General features: G+C 64.8%; 17 protein-coding genes. 11 read left to right on the top strand and 6 right to left on the bottom strand.

The features are described from left to right. Positions 1–2: 2 nt before the first annotated feature. Positions 3–485 (bottom strand): hypothetical protein, encoded by a 483-nt coding sequence (locus AC1DFU_RS16495; protein WP_092297655.1) that lies wholly within the window; start codon positions 483–485, stop codon positions 3–5. A 78-nt stretch (positions 486–563) separates the two neighbouring features. Further along, positions 564–1,499 carry a posphoenolpyruvate synthetase regulatory kinase/phosphorylase PpsR gene (ppsR, locus tag AC1DFU_RS16490; RefSeq protein WP_255370907.1) on the bottom strand — a complete coding sequence of 312 codons (936 nt, stop codon included), beginning with the start codon at positions 1,497–1,499 and terminating at the stop codon, positions 564–566. 246 nt (positions 1,500–1,745) lie between these two features. On the opposite strand from ppsR, the gene ppsA reads away from it, so the two are divergent. From ppsA to AC1DFU_RS16475, 3 genes are all read left to right on the top strand, one after another. Beyond that, positions 1,746–4,130 (top strand): phosphoenolpyruvate synthase, encoded by a 2,385-nt coding sequence (gene ppsA / locus AC1DFU_RS16485; RefSeq protein WP_092297658.1) that lies wholly within the window; start codon positions 1,746–1,748, stop codon positions 4,128–4,130. Between the two features lie 151 nt (positions 4,131–4,281). Beyond that, positions 4,282–4,707 (top strand): NfeD family protein, encoded by a 426-nt coding sequence (locus AC1DFU_RS16480; RefSeq protein WP_441590811.1) that lies wholly within the window; start codon positions 4,282–4,284, stop codon positions 4,705–4,707. Positions 4,708–4,764: 57 nt separating this feature from the next. Beyond that, a complete protein-coding gene (locus AC1DFU_RS16475) occupies positions 4,765–5,694 on the top strand; it encodes an SPFH domain-containing protein (RefSeq protein WP_092297664.1) in 930 nt (309 codons plus the stop codon). Between the two features lie 60 nt (positions 5,695–5,754). On the opposite strand, the gene smpB is transcribed toward AC1DFU_RS16475, so the two are convergent. Further along, positions 5,755–6,207 (bottom strand): SsrA-binding protein SmpB, encoded by a 453-nt coding sequence (smpB, locus tag AC1DFU_RS16470; RefSeq protein WP_092297666.1) that lies wholly within the window; start codon positions 6,205–6,207, stop codon positions 5,755–5,757. Positions 6,208–6,393: 186 nt separating this feature from the next. Here smpB and AC1DFU_RS16465 point away from each other — a divergent pair, with 186 nt between their 5' ends. Together AC1DFU_RS16465 and AC1DFU_RS16460 are read left to right on the top strand one after the other, a co-directional pair. Then, entirely contained in the window at positions 6,394–6,834 is a 441-nt protein-coding gene (locus AC1DFU_RS16465; RefSeq protein ID WP_092297669.1) for a type II toxin-antitoxin system RatA family toxin, read from the top strand. A 10-nt stretch (positions 6,835–6,844) separates the two neighbouring features. Continuing rightward, complete coding sequence (locus AC1DFU_RS16460) at positions 6,845–7,177, top strand: RnfH family protein (RefSeq protein WP_441590814.1); 333 nt, start codon at positions 6,845–6,847, stop codon at positions 7,175–7,177. Positions 7,178–7,213: 36 nt separating this feature from the next. Here the strand turns inward: AC1DFU_RS16460 and AC1DFU_RS16455 are convergent, their stop codons facing one another. Further along, positions 7,214–7,774, bottom strand: a complete 561-nt coding sequence (locus AC1DFU_RS16455) for a DUF4124 domain-containing protein (RefSeq protein ID WP_144195097.1) — start codon at positions 7,772–7,774, stop codon at positions 7,214–7,216. A gap of 105 nt (positions 7,775–7,879) precedes the next feature. Further along, complete coding sequence (locus AC1DFU_RS16450) at positions 7,880–8,839, bottom strand: DMT family transporter (protein WP_441590817.1); 960 nt, start codon at positions 8,837–8,839, stop codon at positions 7,880–7,882. Positions 8,840–8,954: 115 nt separating this feature from the next. On the opposite strand from AC1DFU_RS16450, the gene guaB reads away from it, so the two are divergent. The 6 genes from guaB (at position 8,955) to AC1DFU_RS16420 (ending at position 17,076) form a co-directional block, all read left to right on the top strand. Further along, positions 8,955–10,418 carry an IMP dehydrogenase gene (gene guaB / locus AC1DFU_RS16445; RefSeq protein ID WP_441590818.1) on the top strand — a complete coding sequence of 488 codons (1,464 nt, stop codon included), beginning with the start codon at positions 8,955–8,957 and terminating at the stop codon, positions 10,416–10,418. A gap of 107 nt (positions 10,419–10,525) precedes the next feature. Beyond that, entirely contained in the window at positions 10,526–11,203 is a 678-nt protein-coding gene (locus tag AC1DFU_RS16440; protein WP_092297684.1) for a hypothetical protein, read from the top strand. Then, on the top strand, positions 11,178–12,797 hold the full coding sequence (guaA, locus tag AC1DFU_RS16435; RefSeq protein ID WP_441590820.1) for a glutamine-hydrolyzing GMP synthase: 1,620 nt from the start codon (positions 11,178–11,180) through the stop codon (positions 12,795–12,797). The genes AC1DFU_RS16440 and guaA overlap by 26 nt, the downstream gene beginning before the upstream one ends. A 304-nt stretch (positions 12,798–13,101) precedes the next feature. Then, complete coding sequence (locus tag AC1DFU_RS16430) at positions 13,102–15,201, top strand: TonB-dependent siderophore receptor (RefSeq protein WP_441591164.1); 2,100 nt, start codon at positions 13,102–13,104, stop codon at positions 15,199–15,201. Between the two features lie 143 nt (positions 15,202–15,344). Continuing rightward, positions 15,345–16,388 (top strand): endonuclease/exonuclease/phosphatase family protein, encoded by a 1,044-nt coding sequence (locus tag AC1DFU_RS16425; RefSeq protein ID WP_092297693.1) that lies wholly within the window; start codon positions 15,345–15,347, stop codon positions 16,386–16,388. Between the two features lie 181 nt (positions 16,389–16,569). Then, positions 16,570–17,076: a DUF1993 domain-containing protein gene (locus tag AC1DFU_RS16420; RefSeq protein ID WP_092297696.1), complete on the top strand. Its 507-nt coding sequence runs from the start codon at positions 16,570–16,572 to the stop codon at positions 17,074–17,076. 7 nt (positions 17,077–17,083) lie between these two features. Here AC1DFU_RS16420 and dkgB read toward each other — a convergent pair whose 3' ends face one another. Further along, positions 17,084–17,884 (bottom strand): 2,5-didehydrogluconate reductase DkgB, encoded by an 801-nt coding sequence (gene dkgB / locus AC1DFU_RS16415; protein ID WP_441590823.1) that lies wholly within the window; start codon positions 17,882–17,884, stop codon positions 17,084–17,086. Positions 17,885–17,909: the final 25 nt, after the last annotated feature.

Genomic DNA, 17,909 nt, shown 5'->3' with positions numbered 1-17,909 from the left:
CATCAGGAGTTCGGCTGGCGAGTGGCCGGCAACCGCCGCGCGCCGCTGTACATCCCGATGTGCTCGGCGATCCTGTCGATCTTGCCTTCCAGTCGCGCCAATCCCCGCTCGTGCCGGTCTTCCATGCGATCCATCCGGGCTTCCGATTTGTCCATCCGTGCGTCCAGCTTGTCGAACCGCTCGTTGACCTGGCCGAACTGATACAGGACCGCCGATTCGAACCGATCCAACCGTTGGCTATGGGCTTCTTGCTGGGCGTGAATGGCCTTAAGCTCGCCATCAATGGCGGCACGCGTGTGCCGGGCGCTCAGCTCGATGATGCCGAAAATTCCCCCGAGCGATGCGACAACGGCTGCGAAGATGACGCTGGCGATGCGCATGCCAAGCGTGTGCCGCACGGGCGGCGGGGGCGGGCGATCGCGCTGGCGGCGCCCGTCATTGCCGGGAGGGGGTAGGAAGGAGTGGCCAGCAACCATGGTGGTCATATTTCCTCGCAGTGAGTGATTGACCATCCGATGGTGACCCCGTAGCGCCTCCAGCGCTACGGGACGATTCTCAAAATCTCAATAGTTGTCGCGGTCGATCTTGATTTCCTGGAGGATTGTCGTGGCAATCTCCTCGATCGACTTGTGCGTCGAACTGAGCCACTTGATGCCTTCGCGGCGCATCATGGCCTCGGCCTCGTTGACCTCGTAGCGGCAGTTCTCCAGTGCCGCGTATTTGCTGCCCGGGCGCCGTTCGTTGCGGATCTCGGTGAGACGCTGCGGGTCGATCGAGAGCCCGAAGATCTTGGGCTTGAACGCGTAGAGCGCCGACGGCAGGCGGCCGCGCTCGAAATCGTCTGGGATCAGCGGATAGTTCGCGGCCTTCAGCCCGTATTGCATGGCCAGGTACAGGCTCGTCGGCGTCTTGCCGCTGCGCGACACGCCGACCAGGATCACGTCGGCTTCTTCCAGGTTCTTGTGCGACTGGCCGTCGTCGTGGGCCAGCGAGAAGTTGATCGCCTCGATCCGGTTCTTGTAGGCCTCGGTGTCCGCATTCTGGTGGAAGCGGCCGATTGCATGTGTGGACTTGAGGCCCAGCTCCTTTTCCAGCGGCTCGATGAAGGTCTGGAACATGTCCAGGATCATCGCCTTGGCGCGCCGCAGGGCCTTGTTAGCCTCGGCATTGACCAGCGTGGTGAACACGATGGGCGGCACGCCCTCGTTATAGAACGCCTCGTTGATCTTGCCGACGGCCACGTGTGCCTTTTCCGGCGTGTCCACGAACGGCATCCGCACCTTGCGGAAGCGCATTTCGAACTGGGCCAGAATGGAGTGGCTGAAGGTCTCGGCCGTGATCCCGGTGCCATCCGACACGATAAAAACCGTACGGATGGCAGGGCGATCGCCAGTGCTGGCAGTGGCCGGGGGCGACGCGGCGGGAGAGGTGGCAGGGCTTGCCGCCGTGCCGGGCGCAGGCGCCTGTTGGGGCGCATCAGGCGCTTCGGGAAGGGACATGTCTGGTCAATTTTTGAGGCTGCCACGCGAAAGTGCGGTGCGGCACGGTAGAATAGCGGCGATCTTTTGGCTAAGCAATTCCGTACGCGCCGGTGCAGCAACGATCTGCGGCACGATTGTCGACAATGTGCGCCGCAGCATCCGCATGCGCTCCGGAATGGTTTAGCCAAGCGATCCGCCGGGAACAGAACCCCAACAACATACCGGTCGGTGACACCGATTTCTTACTTTGTTTTTGAGGCTTTTATGACTAACCAGGCAGATAACGGCGCCTATGTGCTGCCGTTCGAGCAGTTGCGCATGCATGACGTGGAAACCGTCGGCGGCAAGAACTCTTCGCTGGGGGAGATGATCTCCCAGCTGGCAGAGGCTGGCGTCCGTGTTCCCGGCGGTTTTGCTACCACCTCGCTCGCGTTCCGCGACTTCCTGCAACACAACGACCTGACCGCCCGCATTTCGGATCGCCTGAAGACGCTCGACGTCGATGACGTGAAGGCCCTGGCGGAAGCCGGCGCCGAGATCCGCGGCTGGGTTGCCGCCGCTCCGTTCCAGCCGCGCCTGGAACAGGAGATCCGCGAGTTCTATGCCCGCGTGTCGGCCCGTGAAGGCGCCGAGGCATCGTTCGCCGTCCGTTCCTCGGCCACGGCCGAAGACCTGCCGGACGCCTCGTTCGCCGGCCAGCAGGAGTCGTACCTCAACGTCAGCGGCATCGACGACGTGCTCGACAAGATCAAGCACGTGTTCGCCTCGCTCTACAACGACCGCGCCATCTCGTACCGCGTGCACAAGGGCTTTGCCCACGATGTCGTGGCACTGTCCGCCGGCGTGCAGCGCATGGTCCGTTCGGACCTCGCGGCGTCGGGCGTGATGTTCACCATCGACACCGAATCGGGCTTCCCCGACGTGGTCTTCATCACGTCGAGCTATGGCCTCGGCGAGACCGTGGTGCAAGGCGCCGTGAACCCGGACGAGTTCTACGTCTTCAAGCCGACCCTGGAGCTGAACAAGTACCCGATCATCCGCCGCTCGATTGGCTCGAAGCTGATCAAGATGGAATTCACGGGCCCGGGTGAAGCCGGCCGCGTGAAGACCGTCGATGTGGCGCCCGAACTGCGTAACCGCTACTCGATCACCGACGCCGATGTGTCGGAGCTGGCCAAGTACGCGATGATCATCGAGAAGCACTATGCCCGCCCGATGGACATCGAGTGGGGCAAGGACGGCAAGGACGGCAAGATCTACATCCTCCAGGCGCGCCCGGAGACGGTGAAGAGCCAGTCCGCCGGCAAGGCCGAGCTGCGCTTCAAGCTGAAAGGCACGGCGCCCGTGCTGACCAGCGGTCGCGCCATCGGCCAGAAGATTGGTACCGGCCCGGTCCGCGTGATCAACGATCCGTCCGAGATGGAACGCGTGCAGCCGGGCGACGTGCTGGTGGCAGACATGACCGACCCGAACTGGGAGCCGGTGATGAAGCGTGCCTCGGCCATCGTGACCAACCGTGGCGGCCGTACCTGCCACGCGGCCATCATTGCCCGTGAACTGGGCGTGCCGGCCGTGGTCGGCTGCGGCGATGCGACCGATCTGCTGAAGGACGGCACGCTGGTGACGGTGTCGTGCGCCGAAGGCGACGAAGGCCGCATCTACGACGGCCTGCTCGAGACCGAGATCACCGAGGTCCAGCGCGGCGAAATGCCTGAGATCGAAACCAAGATCATGATGAACGTGGGCAATCCGCAGCTCGCGTTCGACTTCGCGCAGATCCCGAACCACGGTGTGGGCCTGGCGCGCCTCGAGTTCATCATCAACAACAACATCGGCGTTCACCCGAAGGCCATCCTCGACTATCCGCAGGTCGATGCCGACCTGAAGAAGGCCGTGGAATCGGTGGCCCGTGGCCACGCCAGCCCGCGCGCGTTCTACGTCGACAAGCTGGCGGAAGGCATCGCCACGATCGGCGCGGCGTTCTATCCGAAACCCGTGATCGTGCGCCTGTCCGACTTCAAGTCGAACGAGTACAAGAAGCTGATTGGCGGTTCGCGCTACGAGCCGGACGAGGAAAACCCGATGCTGGGCTTCCGTGGCGCGTCGCGCTACATCGCCGAGGACTTCGCCGAAGCGTTCGAGATGGAATGCAAGGCCATGAAGCGCGTGCGCGACGAAATGGGCCTGACGAACGTCGAGATCATGGTGCCGTTCGTGCGCACGCTGGGCCAGGCCAAGAAGGTCATCGAGCTGCTGGCCAAGCACGGCCTGAAGCGCGGCGAAAACGGCCTGCGCATCATCATGATGTGCGAAGTGCCGTCGAACGCGATCCTGGCCGAGGAGTTCCTGGAGTTCTTCGATGGGTTCTCGATCGGCTCGAACGACCTGACGCAGCTGACGCTGGGTCTGGACCGCGATTCCGGCATGGAACTGCTGGCCAAGGACTTCGACGAGCGCGATCCCGCTGTGATCTTCATGCTGCAGCGCGCCATTTCCACGGCGCTGCGTCTGGACAAGTACGTCGGCATCTGCGGCCAGGGCCCTTCGGACCATCCGGACTTCGCGCTGTGGCTCGCCAAGGAAGGCATCAAGTCGATCTCGCTGAATCCTGATTCGGTGGTCGAAACCTGGAAGCAACTGGCTTCGTAAGGCATTTGGCGTCACAATAGCGATAACTCATCCAAAGCGGTGCCCGGCTGAACCCGGGACGCCGCGTGGCACCGGCCCTGCGGCAGGTGTTGCACAGCCCCCGCAGGCGCCTATGGCGCGGCGGGGGTTTTTTATTGGGAAAAGGAGCGGGATGTCGTCTTACTACATATGGTTCGCCGCGGCAGTGGTGCTGGTGATTGCCGAGATGGCGACGGGCACCTTCTATCTGCTGATGATCGCCGTGGGCGTGGCGGCCGGTGGTGTGGCCGCGCTTGCCGGCCTCGGTGTACCGGCGCAAACGGTCACGGCAGCCCTGGTAGCCATCGCGTGTATCGCGGCCTTGCGCCGCACACGCTATGGCACGCTGCGTCGGGGTACGGCATCGACGGATCCCGATGTAAACCTCGATATCGGCCAGGAACTCGATGTCTCTGCCTGGGACCCGAATGGGCGTGCCCGCGTGCCGTATCGCGGCGCTGACTGGAGCGTGGAGCTGGCGCCGAACACCGAGCCGCTTCCGGGTCGCTTCCGCATTGTCGAGGTGCGGGGTACCACGCTGATCGTCTCGCCGCGCTGATTCCTGCGCGGCACCCATCCAATGACTAGCAGTTTTCCTATTTGACGGGAGTTGTACATGCTTGCCTACCAGCTCGGGCTGTTTCCACTGATTCTGCTCATCGCGGCCATCGTGCTGATTGCCAAGGGCATCAAGATCGTGCCGCAGCAGCACGCATGGGTGCTTGAGCGTCTGGGGCGCTACCACGCCACGCTGACGCCCGGCCTGACGATCGTGGTGCCGTTCGTGGATCGCGTGGCCTACAAGCACATCCTCAAGGAGATTCCGCTCGATGTGCCGAGCCAGGTCTGCATCACGAAGGACAACACACAGCTGCAGGTGGATGGCGTGCTGTACTTCCAGGTGACGGATCCGATGAAGGCGTCTTATGGCTCGAGCAACTTCGTGGTCGCGATCACGCAGCTGTCGCAGACCACGCTGCGGTCGGTGATCGGCAAGCTGGAACTGGACAAGACCTTCGAGGAGCGCGAGTACATCAACCACAGCGTGGTCAATGCGCTCGACGAAGCCGCCGCCAACTGGGGCGTGAAGGTGCTGCGCTACGAAATCAAGGACCTGACGCCGCCGAAGGAGATCCTGCATGCGATGCAGGCCCAGATCACGGCCGAGCGCGAGAAGCGGGCGCTGATCGCGGCTTCCGAAGGCAAGCGGCAGGAGCAGATCAATCTGGCCTCCGGCGCCCGTGAGGCGGCGATCCAGAAGTCCGAGGGCGAGCGGCAGGCGGCGATCAACAGGGCCCAGGGCGACGCGTCGGCGATCCTGGCCGTGGCCGAAGCCAACGCGCAGGCCATCGAAAAGATCGGCCACGCGATTCGGGGCGAGGGCGGCGCGGAAGCCGTCAACCTCAAGGTGGCCGAGGAATACGTTGCCGCGTTTGGCAACCTCGCCAAGCAGGGCAACACCCTGATCGTGCCGGGCAACCTTGGCGAAATGAGTTCGATGATCGCCTCGGCACTGCAAATCGTGAAAACCCAGCAGAAGACCTGAGCGACGCGCACTGACGCGGCATCGCCAGACAAGAACGGAGGCCATGGCCTCCGTTTTTTCTTATTCCTTGTTATCGCTCTTCATCAGGCGCGCCTTTTCGCGCTGCCAGTCCCGATTTTTCTCGGTTTCGCGCTTGTCGAACTGCTTCTTGCCCTTGCCGAGGCCGATTTCGCACTTCACGCGGCCGCGCGTGTAGTGCAGGTTCAACGGCACGAGCGTATAGCCGCGCTGCTCGACCTTGCCGATCAGCTTCTTGATCTCGTCCGCCTTGAGCAGCAGCTTGCGCGTGCGCACGGGGTCCGGCGTCACGTGCGTGGAGGCGCTCTGCAGCGGGCTGATATGGGCGCCGATCAGGTACATCTCGGCGTTGCGCACCACGACGTAGCCTTCCTTGATCTGCACACGGTTGGCCCGGATGGCCTTGACTTCCCAGCCCTCCAGCACAATCCCGGCTTCGTAGCGTTCTTCGATGAAGTAGTCGAAAAAGGCTTTCTTGTTATCAGCGATGGTCATGCGTACGTGGTGGATTCCTGAGCAAGGCTGCCGCGCTGCGGCAAAGAGGGGAGCGACCGTTGTGGCGTCATCGAGGGGCGCCATGTGCGCCGGGGATGCCGTCGACCCGCGTGTCGGCTAAAATCGGGATTCTAGCAAACCCGCCCCGTTCGGGCCCAGCCCCTGGCGGCGCCCGCATCCGATTACATGGCAGACGTCCATAAATCCGTCCTGCTTGGCTTTTCGGCCGAGCAGATGTATGACCTGGTCACCCGCGTGGAGGACTATCCCAAGTTCCTGCCATGGTGTGGTGGCGTCGAGATCTTCGAGAACACCGAGACGCTGCTCGACGCGAAGATCCATATCCATTTCAACGGCATCAAGCAGTATTTCCATACCCGGAACGTGCAGGAGCGTCCTACACGCATTGATATGACGTTCGCGGACGGTCCTTTCAAGACCTTCAATGGCTCCTGGCGCTTTACGCCGCTGCGCGCCGACGCCTGCAAGATCGAATTTCACCTCCATTACGAGTTTTCGAGCTTCATCCTCGAGAAAATCATCGGTCCCGTGTTCAGCATGATTGCCAATACGTTCGTCGATGCCTTCGTCAAGCGCGCCGAGGTGGTGTATGCCAACAACGGCTGATCCTGGTGCCATGGTGCGGCTCTTGGTCTGCTACGCCAAGCCTGACGCGGTGTTCCTGAAGGAAGTCTCGGTGCCGGCTGGCACGAGCGTCGAGGGGGCGATTCGCGCCAGCGGCCTGACCGAGGCGTATCCCGAAGTGGACCCGACGACGGCACGCGTCGGCATCTACGGCAAGCTCAAGACCGCGGAAACACTGGTTCGGGAGGGAGATCGGGTAGAGGTCTACCGGCCGCTGACCGCCGATCCCAAGCAGGCACGCCGCAAGCGCGTGCAGAAGACCCGGGCTACCGGCACGCGCGAGGGCCTGAAATGGCTGCGCGGCGGGGGCGGGCAGGGGAGTTGACTGGGCGGGCGGCCTATCCGGCGCCCACCCCATGCCTCAGCTGCAGTGCTGGGCCATCGACTGGCTGACCTTGTCGAGTTCGGCGGCGCGTTCATCGCCGTTCAGGCGGTGCGCGGCGCCATCCGGGCCGGCCTTCGAGATGCGCATGCCTTCGCGCAGCCCCGTGGCGTAATTCGACATCTCTTCGCAGCGCGTCTGGCGGGCCAGTTGTTCGCGTTCCTTGGTGGCGGCTTCCAGGTCGGCCTTGAGGCGCTCCTCGCGGCGCTCGCGGAAGGCCTGATCGGGATCGGTGCCGGCGGCGGGCTTGTCCTTGGCCCGCGCGCTGACCTGGCGGGCCCGGGGCGCGTCGCCCGCGGGGGCCTTGGCGTCAGCTTGACCATCGGCCTTCGCGGCGGTTTCGGCTTCCACCGGGCGATAGGCGCCTGCCGCGCGGCCGGGTGCCATGACGATGGCGCGGTCCGGCACGGAGGGCGGCGGCGGTACATCGCTATAAACCATGCGGCCGGTGCCGTCCTTCCACTGCCATTGGGAAAAGGCCGTGGCGGGCACGGCGAGACTGGCGGCAACAAGCAGGTACAGCGCGGTCGAACGGTTCATGGCAAGAGTGTCTGTGGCGTCTGGGCGGAAAAATGCCAGGTTGGCGATGAAAACCGGACGGTAGGAGGGTTGACAACCATGTGACCCCCGCGTCATGCCGGTAGTCTACGCAGACTTGTCCGTGGCGTGCAAGCGCACGGACCAGGCCACCCCGACGATCAGCAGGGCGACAGCGGCCAACTCCAGCGGCCGTGGCCAGCGGTGATCGAACACAAACCCGTATGCCAGCGCGAACAGCGTCTCAAAAACGATCATTTGCCCCGAAAGCGTCAGGGGTAGGCGGCGACTGGCGATGTTCCAGAGGTTGTTGCCAATTAGCGACGCCCCGAGCGCCACGGCGGCGTTGACCGTCCAGAACCACTGCCATTCGCGCCCGCTGCCCGGGGCGGTCAGCGCGTCGCCGGCCACGAGCCAGCCGATGCCGGCCAGCACCACGGAAACCAGCCCGGTAGATAGCCCGTACAGGGCCGACCACTCGTTCCCGCTGTAATGCGGATGACGCTGGAGGTAGCGCGCGTTGTCCACGGCGTAGAGCGTCCAGCAGACCAGCGCGCCCGCCGCGCAGGCCACGCCAGCCAGTTTCTGCCACGCCGGGCGGGCCAGGGCGTCTGCCGCCGCGCCATGCGCACCGCCGCCCCCGGCAAACAGGTCGATATTGATGCTGGCGATGCCGGCCGCCACCACCAGCAGCGGCCAGACCAGCCGCGAGAGCGGCACAGCGCCGTGGTCGCGGCGGCCCATGATCGTGATGGAAACCGGCAGGATGCCGATGATTAGCGAGGTCGGCCCGACCCCGGCCAGCTGCACGCCAAACGCCAGCAGTACGTAATAGAGCAGGTTCCCGGTGAACGCCTGGCGCAGCAAGGCGACGCAATCGCCCCGAGTTAGCTTTTTTGCGAGGCGCCGCATCAGCGGCAGCGCCGCCACGAAGGCGACCAGCCCATAGGCCAGGTAGCGGCCAATGGCGAGTTCCCAGGGCGAAAACGCCGGCAGCAGCTTCGGCGCGATGAACACCATGCCCCAGAACGCGCCGGCCAGCAGCCCGCACAAAACGCCGATGCCCATCGGACTCCTGTTGTGATCTGTGGAAGGGAGGCCGAGAATAGCAAGGGGGATGCAAGAACGCATCAGCAAATCCTGCATTCCTGTATAATCTGCTTTTGCGCCTAGAGGATTTGCTATGCGTCTTGTCCAGAAAGCACTCACATTCGATGACGTGCTGCTTGTACCGGCCTATTCGGCCGTCCTGCCCCGGGATGTTTCCCTCCGCACCCGCCTTACCCGTTCAATCGAACTGAACATTCCGCTCGTGTCCGCCGCCATGGATACCGTGACGGAAGCCCGGCTTGCCATTGCGATGGCTCAGGCCGGCGGCATCGGCATTGTCCACAAGAACCTGAAACCGGCCGACCAGGCGCGTGAAGTGGCGCGCGTGAAGCGGTACGAATCGGGTGTGCTGCGTGATCCGATCACCATTTCGCCGGACATGAAGATCCGCGATGTGATCGCGCTGTCGCAGCACCATGGCATTTCCGGCTTCCCCGTGCTCGAAGGCAAGACCGTCGTCGGCATCATCACCAATCGCGACCTGCGCTTCGAGGAAGAACTCGACGCCCCGGTGCGCGCCAAGATGACCCCGCGCGAGAAACTCGTCACCGTGGCCGAAGGCGCGCCGCTGGAGGAAGCCAAGCGCCTGATGAACCGTCACCGCCTGGAGCGCGTGCTGGTGGTCAATAGCGCATTCGAGCTGCGCGGCCTGATCACCGTGAAAGACATCCAGAAGGCCGTGGACAACCCGCTGGCCAGCAAGGACGATCACGGCCAGCTGCGCGTCGGCGCCGCCGTGGGCGTGGGTCCGGACAACGACGAACGCGTGGAACTGCTGGTCAAGGCCGGCGTGGACGTGATTGTGGTGGATACCGCGCATGGCCACAGCCAGGGCGTGCTGGACCGTGTGCGCTGGGTCAAGCAGAACTTCCCGCAGGTGCAGGTCGTGGGCGGCAACATCGCCACCGGCGCGGCCGCGCTGGCGCTGGTCGAGCATGGCGCGGACGGCGTGAAGGTGGGCATCGGCCCCGGTTCGATCTGCACCACGCGGATCGTGGCCGGCGTGGGCGTGCCCCAGATCACCGCTGTTTCCAACGTGGCCGAGGCGCTCAAGGGCACCGGCGTGCCGCTGATCGCCGATGGCGGCGTCCGTTATTCGGGCGATGTGGCCAAGGCCCTGGCGGCCGGCGCGCACACCGTGATGATGGGCGGCATGTTCTCGGGTACCGAGGAAGCGCCGGGCGAAGTGTTCCTGTATCAGGGCCGCTCGTTCAAGAGCTATCGCGGCATGGGTTCCGTGGGCGCGATGAAGGACGGCGCCGCCGACCGCTACTTCCAGGAAGACAACACCGCCAACGTCGACAAGCTCGTGCCGGAAGGTATCGAGGGCCGGGTCCCCTACAAGGGCTCGGTCATGGCGATCATCCACCAGCTGACCGGTGGCGTGCGTGCGTCGATGGGCTACTGCGGCAGTAGCTCCATCGCCACCTGGCACGAGACGGCCGAGTTCATGCAGATCACGGCCGCCGGCATGCGCGAATCGCACGTCCACGATGTGCAGATCACCAAGGAAGCGCCGAACTACCATATCGACTGATCACGATATGGCCCGCCCGACCTGGGCATCACGGCCGCGCTGGCAACGTCGAGGTTGACGAGGCCGCGCGGCCGCGACGCAAGAAGCATCAGGAAATAGGAGCGCCCATGAAAGTACTATTGCGAGCCGTGCTGTTCTTCGACGCCTTGCTAGACCTGCTGCTCGGCATCCTGCTGCTGATGTCGCCGTTCACGACGCTGTATGCCGCACTCCAGTTGCCGCAGCCGCAGCCGGCCATGTTCGGCCAGCTGCTCGGCGTGGCGATGATCGGCATGGCGTGGCTGCTGTTCCAGGCTGCCATTAACGGCCAGCTGACCGTGCCCGTGGCACGCACGGTGGGCCAGGTGAACCTGGTGAGCGCTGTGCTGATCGTGGCGTGGACGCTGTTCCTGGACATGCCCGTACAGGGCGCCGGCAAGGTCTGGCTGCTGACGCTGGCCGCTGTCATGCTGTTCTTCGCCGTGGTGCAGATGCCCGCCGCGAAGCGCGTGCGCCTGCGCGAGCGGGAGCAACTGGCCCAGCGCGAAGCCGAACTGCGCGCCGCCCGGCATGGCGATGGCCCCGTGTACTACCCCGGCACGCCGGTCGATGCCGTCGACCCCGCCGACCCGCACCAACAACCCGGCGCCGCCAACCCGGCACGCCCGCATGGATCCCCCGAATACCGGCGCGAACCGGTCATCACCCCGCCACCCGGCTACGGCCCAGGCACCGAGGTCATGCCCGAACCCGAGCCGGAAGCTCTGCCAAACGCCCATCATGCACGACAAAATCCTCATCCTTGATTTCGGCTCGCAGGTCACGCAGCTGATTGCCCGCCGCGTTCGCGAGGCGCACGTCTACTGCGAGATCCATCCTAACGATGTGACCGACGAATTCGTCCGCGAGTACGCGCCGAAGGCGGTCATCCTGTCCGGCAGCCACGCCAGCACCTACGAAGACCACCAGCTGCGCGCGCCGCAGGCCGTGTGGGACCTCGGCGTGCCGGTGCTGGGCATCTGCTACGGCATGCAGACCATGGCCGTGCAGCTGGGCGGCAAGGTGGAGTGGAGCGACCATCGCGAATTCGGCTACGCCGAGGTGCGCGCCCATGGGCATACCAAGCTGCTCGATGGCGTCGAGGATTTCTCGACGCCCGAAGGCCACGGCATGCTCAAGGTCTGGATGAGCCATGGCGACAAGGTGGCCGAACTGCCGGCGGGCTTCAAGCTGATGGCGTCCACGCCGAGCTGCCCGATCGCCGGCATGGCCGACGAGGCGCGCGGCTACTACGCAGTGCAGTTCCACCCGGAAGTCACCCATACGGCGAAGGGCCGCGAGATGCTTGAGCGCTTCGTGCTCAAGATCGCCGGCGCCAAGGCCGACTGGGTGATGCGCGACCACATCGCCGAAGCCGTGGCCAAGATCCGCGAACAGGTGGGTGACGAGGAAGTCATTCTGGGCCTGTCCGGCGGCGTGGATTCGTCGGTGGCGGCGGCGCTGATCCATCGCGCCATCGGTGACCAGCTGACCTGCGTGTTCGTCGACCACGGCCTGCTGCGCCTGGACGAAGGCAAGATGGTCATGGAGATGTTCGCGGGCCGGCTGCACGCCAAGGTGGTCCATATCGACGCCTCGGAGCAGTTCCTGGGCCATCTGGCCGGCGTGACGGACCCCGAGCAGAAGCGCAAGATCATCGGCCGCGAGTTCGTCGAAGTCTTCCAGGCCGAGGCCAAGAAGCTGTCCAACGCCAAGTGGCTGGCGCAGGGCACGATCTACCCGGACGTGGTGGAATCGGGCGGCACCAAGACCAAGAAGGCGACCACGATCAAGAGCCACCACAACGTCGGCGGCCTGCCCGAGACGCTGGGCCTGAAGCTGCTGGAGCCGCTGCGCGACCTGTTCAAGGACGAAGTGCGCGAGCTGGGCGTGGCGCTGGGCCTGCCGCCCGAGATGGTGTACCGCCATCCGTTCCCGGGCCCGGGCCTTGGCGTGCGGATTCTGGGCGAGGTCAAGCGCGACTACGCCGAGCTGCTGCGCCGCGCGGACGCCATCTTCATCGAGGAACTGCGCAAGACCATCGCCACGGAGCAAGACGCCGCGGCGGGCCTGTGCGAGCCGCAGCAGGTGGGCAAGAGCTGGTACGACCTGACCAGCCAGGCCTTCGCGGTGTTCCTGCCGGTGAAGTCCGTGGGCGTGATGGGCGATGGCCGCACGTACGACTACGTGGTGGCCCTGCGCGCGGTGCAAACCACGGACTTCATGACCGCTCACTGGGCGCACCTGCCGTATGCGCTGCTCGGCCGCTGCTCGAACCGCATCATCAACGAGGTGCGTGGCCTGAATCGGGTGGTGTACGACGTCTCGGGCAAGCCGCCGGCGACGATCGAGTGGGAATAAACCCAGGCCCTTCGGGGCCTGCGGAGCAGTGACGTATCAACGGCCGGGGCCCATCGCCCCGGCCGTTTTCTTTTCGGGATCCCCAAACGAGACAGCCAATAGCAGTGTGGTGCGTGCGCGACGCCTGACAATCAAACCGGCGATAAATGTATCGAGACCATTACATGACATTACAATGGCAAAAGAAATGCGAGTCATTCGCATTATCATTTCCCATCAGTAGAGAGATCTTGCAATGTCTGTATGCGCCCGGCGCCGCGTTCGCGGCTCGCACGCCCTCCGCCTGACCACCTTTGCCTTGAGCATGCAAGCCGCCAGCGTCACGCTGGCCCAGGAGCAGGCACCTGCTCCCGCCCACCAGGAGTTGCCGACGATCACCGTCCGAGGCAGCAGTCTCCCCGAATCGCCGACCGGCCCGGTACACGGCTTCGTGGCGAAACAAGCCGTGACCGCCACCAAGACCGACACGCCGATCATGGAAACGCCGCAGTCGATCACCGTCATCACGCGCGACCGGATCGAACTCACGGGCGCCCAGTCGGTGGCGCAGGCGGCGGGCTACACGGCCGGCGTCTCGGCGGCGGGGTTCGGCACGGACAACCGTACGGATTCGATCAAGATCCGTGGCACCGATTCCACGCAGTACCTTGACGGGCTGCTCAATGCCGTCGGGTTCTATAACAACACGCGCCCGGATCCATACGCCCTGGAGCGCATCGAGATCCTGAAAGGGCCGTCCGGCATGCTGTACGGCCAGGGCTCGGTGGGCGGCGTGGTCAATCTCGTGTCGAAGCGTCCGCAGGCGGAGGCCGCGCGTGAAATCGGCGTGAGTTTCGGTAATTTCAACCGCAAGCAGATCCAGGCCGACTTCACGGGGCCGATCGATGCCGACGGCAAGTGGCTCTACCGCTTCGTGGCCCTGGCGCGCGATAGCGATGCCTCGGTGGACTACGTCAAGGACAACCGCTACTACATTGCCCCCTCGCTGACCTATCGGCCGACGTCCGACACCAGCTTCACCCTGCTGGCTAACTTTCAGAAGGACGATACGGGCTCGATGATCGGCTTCTTCCCGTGGCGCGGCACCCAGATCGAGAACCCGGCCGGCCAGATCCCGCAGAGCTTCTTCATCAGCGAGCCCGGCTTCGACAAGTACACGGCCGAGCAGCACGCCGTGGGCTACCAGTTCGAGCACAAGTTCAACGATACCTTCACGGTGCGCCAGAACCTGCGCTATTCGCACAGCACGGTTGACTACCGCAGCATCTACACGGCCGGCTACACCGGCGCCACGCATGGATGGGTGCCCGGCAGCGACACGATGCTGCGCCGCACCATCTACCTGAACCAGCCGACGCTGAACCAGCTGGCCGTCGACACGCAGGTGCAGTCGAAGTTCGGCACCGGCCCCGTGCGCCACACGCTGCTGTCCGGCTTCGACTACCAGAACAACGAGATCACGGGCCGCACCGGCGTGGGCGGCTTTGCCGCGCCGATCAACGTGTTCAACCCCGTTTATGGCAACTATCAGGCGCCAACGTCCACGCGCGACCTGGCCCCGGCCAAGCAGATCCAGACCGGCGCCTACCTGCAGGACCAGATCGAATGGAACAAGTGGCTGCTGATGCTGGGCCTGCGCTACGACTGGTCGCGCGCGGCGCAGGACAACACGCCGGCGGGCTCGCGTGACGACAACGAGCTGACCAAGCGCTTCGGCCTGATGTACCGCTCGGACTTCGGCCTCAACCCCTACGTCAGCTATGCGGAATCGTTCCAGGGCCAGGCCGGCTTCAATGTGGACGGGGGCGCGTTCAAGCCGCTGCGCGGCAAGCAGTGGGAAGTGGGCGTCAAGTACCAGCCGCCCGGCAAGAACATGACGCTGACCGCCTCGCTGTTCGATATGCGCGAAGAAAACCGCAAGGTGGCCGGCGTGGTCAACGGCCTGCCCGGCACGGTGCAGGTGGGCGAGGCGCGCACGCGCGGGGCGGAACTGGAGGCGCTGGTGTCGCTGGGCCGGCTGGACCTGATCGCCACGTACACCTACCTGGACGCCAAGGTCATCGAAGGCACGGCCGCCGAGCAGGGCCAGCGGCTGGCGAGCATCCCGGCGAACATGGCGTCGCTGTGGGCCAACTACCGCTTCAGCCTGTTCGACATGCCGGGCTTTGTGGCCGGGGCGGGTGTGCGCTACAGCGGTCCGTCCTATGACGGCACTGGCAACAACCGCGTGGGCGGCTTCACGCTGTTCGATGCCGTGCTCGCCTACGATCACGGCCCGATCCGCGTGTCGCTGAACATGAACAACCTGTTCAACAAGCAGTACGTCAACACCTGTATCGCACGCGGTGATTGCTTCTTCGGCACGCAGCGCACGATCATCGGCAATGTGACCTACCGCTTCTGATCGCCCAATCAGGAATACGAACGCCGGCTTGCCCAAGGGCAGCCGGTGTTTTTTTTGACCCTCGTCAGACAATTCCCAGGATCGACCAGAACTGACTTAGTCTGCTATGACAATGCGTCTCACCATCCACCCCGGAGTGACACATGCCGTATTACGCAGGGTTGAAACAGATCGAGGACGCGGAGATCCGCAAGCGGACCATCGACGGGCTGAAACGCCTGCGGCCCGCGCTGGCCGGCGCCATTCCCGCGCGCACCGCCACCCGCACGCTGCTGCTGGCCACCTGGAATATCCGCGAGTTCGACTCGGGCAAGTACGGCTACCGGGACGACGAGCCGTATTACTACATCGCCGAAATCCTGAGCCGCTTCGACCTGATCGCGATCCAGGAGGTGCGCAGCGGGCTCTATCCGCTCCAGCGGCTGCAACGGATATTGGGTAGCTGGTGGGATTTCCTCGTGACGGACGTGACGCTGGGCACCTCGGGCAACGCCGAGCGCATGGCCTACCTGTACGACCGGCGCAAGGTCTCGTTCACCGGGCTGGCCGCCGAGCTGGTGCTGGCGAAGGAAAAGGGCGCGCCCGAGGAGCCGGTGCAGATGGCGCGCTCGCCTTATATCGCGGGCTTCCGCGCCGGCTGGGCCTACCTGACGCTGGCGACGGTCCACATCTACTATGGCAAGAGCGTGGCCGTGGACCCGCGCCGGCTGGCCGAGATCACGGCGTTCGCCCGCACGCTGGCCAAAAACGCGGGAAAGCTCTCCAGCGCCCCGCAATACGCGCCCGGCACGCCGCCGGAGGCGGATAACCTGATCGTGCTGGGCGACTTCAACATCTTCAACCGCAACGACGTGACCATGGAGGCCATGACCCGGGCCGGATTCGCGGTGCCGGACGCCCTGCAGGCCGTGCCGGGCTCCAACGTCGACAAGAACAAGCATTACGACCAGATTGCCTACCTCAGCAAGCTGGCGCACCTGGCGCCCACCGGCCAGGCCGGCGTGTTCGATTTCTACGAGCACGTCTACCGGCTCGAGGACGAGCCCGCCTATGCGCGGCAGCGGGCCGCCAAGCCGGGGCGCGGCTTCAAGGAGTGGCGCACCTACCGGATGAGCGACCATCTGCCGATGTGGGTCGAATTCGGCATCGACGATGGCGACGCCTATCTCGACGGGCTGCTGGCGTAACCGCACGGGGCGCACGGGCCGCCCGGGCCGCCCGGGGTGCCGGGGTGCCCGGGGTGCCCGGGGTGCCCGGGGTGCCCGGGGTGCCTTCAGCAAGCCGGGCCGATTCGATCTATCCTCCGGTCTGCAGCACAGACGGCGGCACCGCCGCGCACCCCCACGACACCGCACCCAAGGAGCCCAAATGGCCCTCTCGATGTATGACGTTTCGATCCCGGCGTTCATCCGCGCGCTGAACAACCTGTCGGCGATTCTTGAAAAAGGCGCCGCCCACGCCAAGGCGCAGGGGATCGATGAATCCGAGCTGATTCAGACGCGTCTGATTGCCGACATGGACGCGCTGCCCGCCCAGGTGCAGCGCGCCAGCGATGCCGCCAAGGGCTGCGCCGCCCGGCTGGCCGGGATCGAGATTCCGTCCTATGCCGATACCGAGGCGACGTTCCCCGAGTTGCAGGAGCGCATCGCCAAGACCATCGGCTTCCTGAAGTCGATCCGTCCCGAACAGCTGGAAGGCAGCGAGACGCGCACCGTGGAACTCAAGCTCCGCAACGGCCCGGTCACCTTCGACGGCAAGAGCTACCTGCTGGGCTTTGCGCTGCCGAACTTCTACTTCCACGTGACCACCGCCTACGACCTGCTGCGCCACAAGGGCGTGCAGATCGGCAAGCTGGACTACCTCGGCGCGCGGTAAGCCGCCGTTAATCCCATTGCGGCGCGAAGCCGGGGTTGGCCAGCCGCTCGCCCCGGTCCAGCGCGGCAATCTCGGCCATCTCGCCCGCCGTCAGCGTGATCCGCGCCGCGCCAAGATTGCTCTCAAGGTTGGCGCGCCGGGTGGACGACGGAATCACCGCATAGCCCTGTTGCATCAGCCACGCCAGCGCCACCTGCGCCGGCGTGGCGTCACGCACGGCGGCAATCCGCCGTAGCACCGCATCCTCCATCACCTTGCCGTAGGCCAGCGGCATGTAGGCCGTCAGATGGATCCCCTGTTCGCGCATGAACGCCGCCACCTTGCGGTTCTGCAGGAAGGGATGCAGTTCGATCTGGTTCGTGGCGATGGCCGGCGCGCCAACGGCGTCGATGGCCTGCTTCAGATGCCCGATCGTGAAATTCGACACGCCAATCGCGCGGGTCAGCCCGGCGGCCTGGGCCTGCGCCAGCGCCTCCATATACTCGGCCACCGGTAGCGCGTCGCCCGGTGACGGCCAGTGGATCAGCGTCAGATCGACCCGATCGAGCTTCAGTTTCTCAAGACTCGTCTCAAGGCTGGCGCGCAGGGCGTCGCGGCCCAGGTGCTCGGTCCAGATCTTGGTCGTCACGAACAGGTCGTCGCGCGGCACGCCGCTGGCGGCAATCGCGCTGCCCACTTCGGCCTCGTTGCCGTAGATCTGGGCCGTGTCGATGTGGCGATAACCCACCTCCAGCCCCATCGTCACGGAATCGATGACCTGCTGGTCCTTGAGTCGGAAGGTGCCAAGGCCAAGTTGCGGAATCTGCATGAATTTCTCCGATGAAAGGAAGGTT

Source organism: Cupriavidus sp. 10L45, assembly GCF_056395225.1.
This window is presented reverse-complemented; position numbering and strand designations above follow the sequence as displayed.

Excerpts from the sequence above, each read along its gene's own strand:
- AC1DFU_RS16495 (WP_092297655.1), bottom strand. The coding sequence starts at position 485 with ATGACCACCATGGTTGCTGGCCACTCCTTCCTACCCCCTCCCGGCAAT.
- ppsR (WP_255370907.1), bottom strand. The coding sequence starts at position 1,499 with ATGTCCCTTCCCGAAGCGCCTGATGCGCCCCAACAGGCGCCTGCGCCC.
- ppsA (WP_092297658.1), top strand. The coding sequence starts at position 1,746 with ATGACTAACCAGGCAGATAACGGCGCCTATGTGCTGCCGTTCGAGCAG.
- AC1DFU_RS16480 (WP_441590811.1), top strand. The coding sequence starts at position 4,282 with ATGTCGTCTTACTACATATGGTTCGCCGCGGCAGTGGTGCTGGTGATT.
- AC1DFU_RS16475 (WP_092297664.1), top strand. The coding sequence starts at position 4,765 with ATGCTTGCCTACCAGCTCGGGCTGTTTCCACTGATTCTGCTCATCGCG.
- smpB (WP_092297666.1), bottom strand. The coding sequence starts at position 6,207 with ATGACCATCGCTGATAACAAGAAAGCCTTTTTCGACTACTTCATCGAA.
- AC1DFU_RS16465 (WP_092297669.1), top strand. The coding sequence starts at position 6,394 with ATGGCAGACGTCCATAAATCCGTCCTGCTTGGCTTTTCGGCCGAGCAG.
- AC1DFU_RS16460 (WP_441590814.1), top strand. The coding sequence starts at position 6,845 with ATGGTGCGGCTCTTGGTCTGCTACGCCAAGCCTGACGCGGTGTTCCTG.
- AC1DFU_RS16455 (WP_144195097.1), bottom strand. The coding sequence starts at position 7,774 with ATGAACCGTTCGACCGCGCTGTACCTGCTTGTTGCCGCCAGTCTCGCC.
- AC1DFU_RS16450 (WP_441590817.1), bottom strand. The coding sequence starts at position 8,839 with ATGGGCATCGGCGTTTTGTGCGGGCTGCTGGCCGGCGCGTTCTGGGGC.
- guaB (WP_441590818.1), top strand. The coding sequence starts at position 8,955 with ATGCGTCTTGTCCAGAAAGCACTCACATTCGATGACGTGCTGCTTGTA.
- AC1DFU_RS16440 (WP_092297684.1), top strand. The coding sequence starts at position 10,526 with ATGAAAGTACTATTGCGAGCCGTGCTGTTCTTCGACGCCTTGCTAGAC.
- guaA (WP_441590820.1), top strand. The coding sequence starts at position 11,178 with ATGCACGACAAAATCCTCATCCTTGATTTCGGCTCGCAGGTCACGCAG.
- AC1DFU_RS16430 (WP_441591164.1), top strand. The coding sequence starts at position 13,102 with ATGCAAGCCGCCAGCGTCACGCTGGCCCAGGAGCAGGCACCTGCTCCC.
- AC1DFU_RS16425 (WP_092297693.1), top strand. The coding sequence starts at position 15,345 with ATGCCGTATTACGCAGGGTTGAAACAGATCGAGGACGCGGAGATCCGC.
- AC1DFU_RS16420 (WP_092297696.1), top strand. The coding sequence starts at position 16,570 with ATGGCCCTCTCGATGTATGACGTTTCGATCCCGGCGTTCATCCGCGCG.
- dkgB (WP_441590823.1), bottom strand. The coding sequence starts at position 17,884 with ATGCAGATTCCGCAACTTGGCCTTGGCACCTTCCGACTCAAGGACCAG.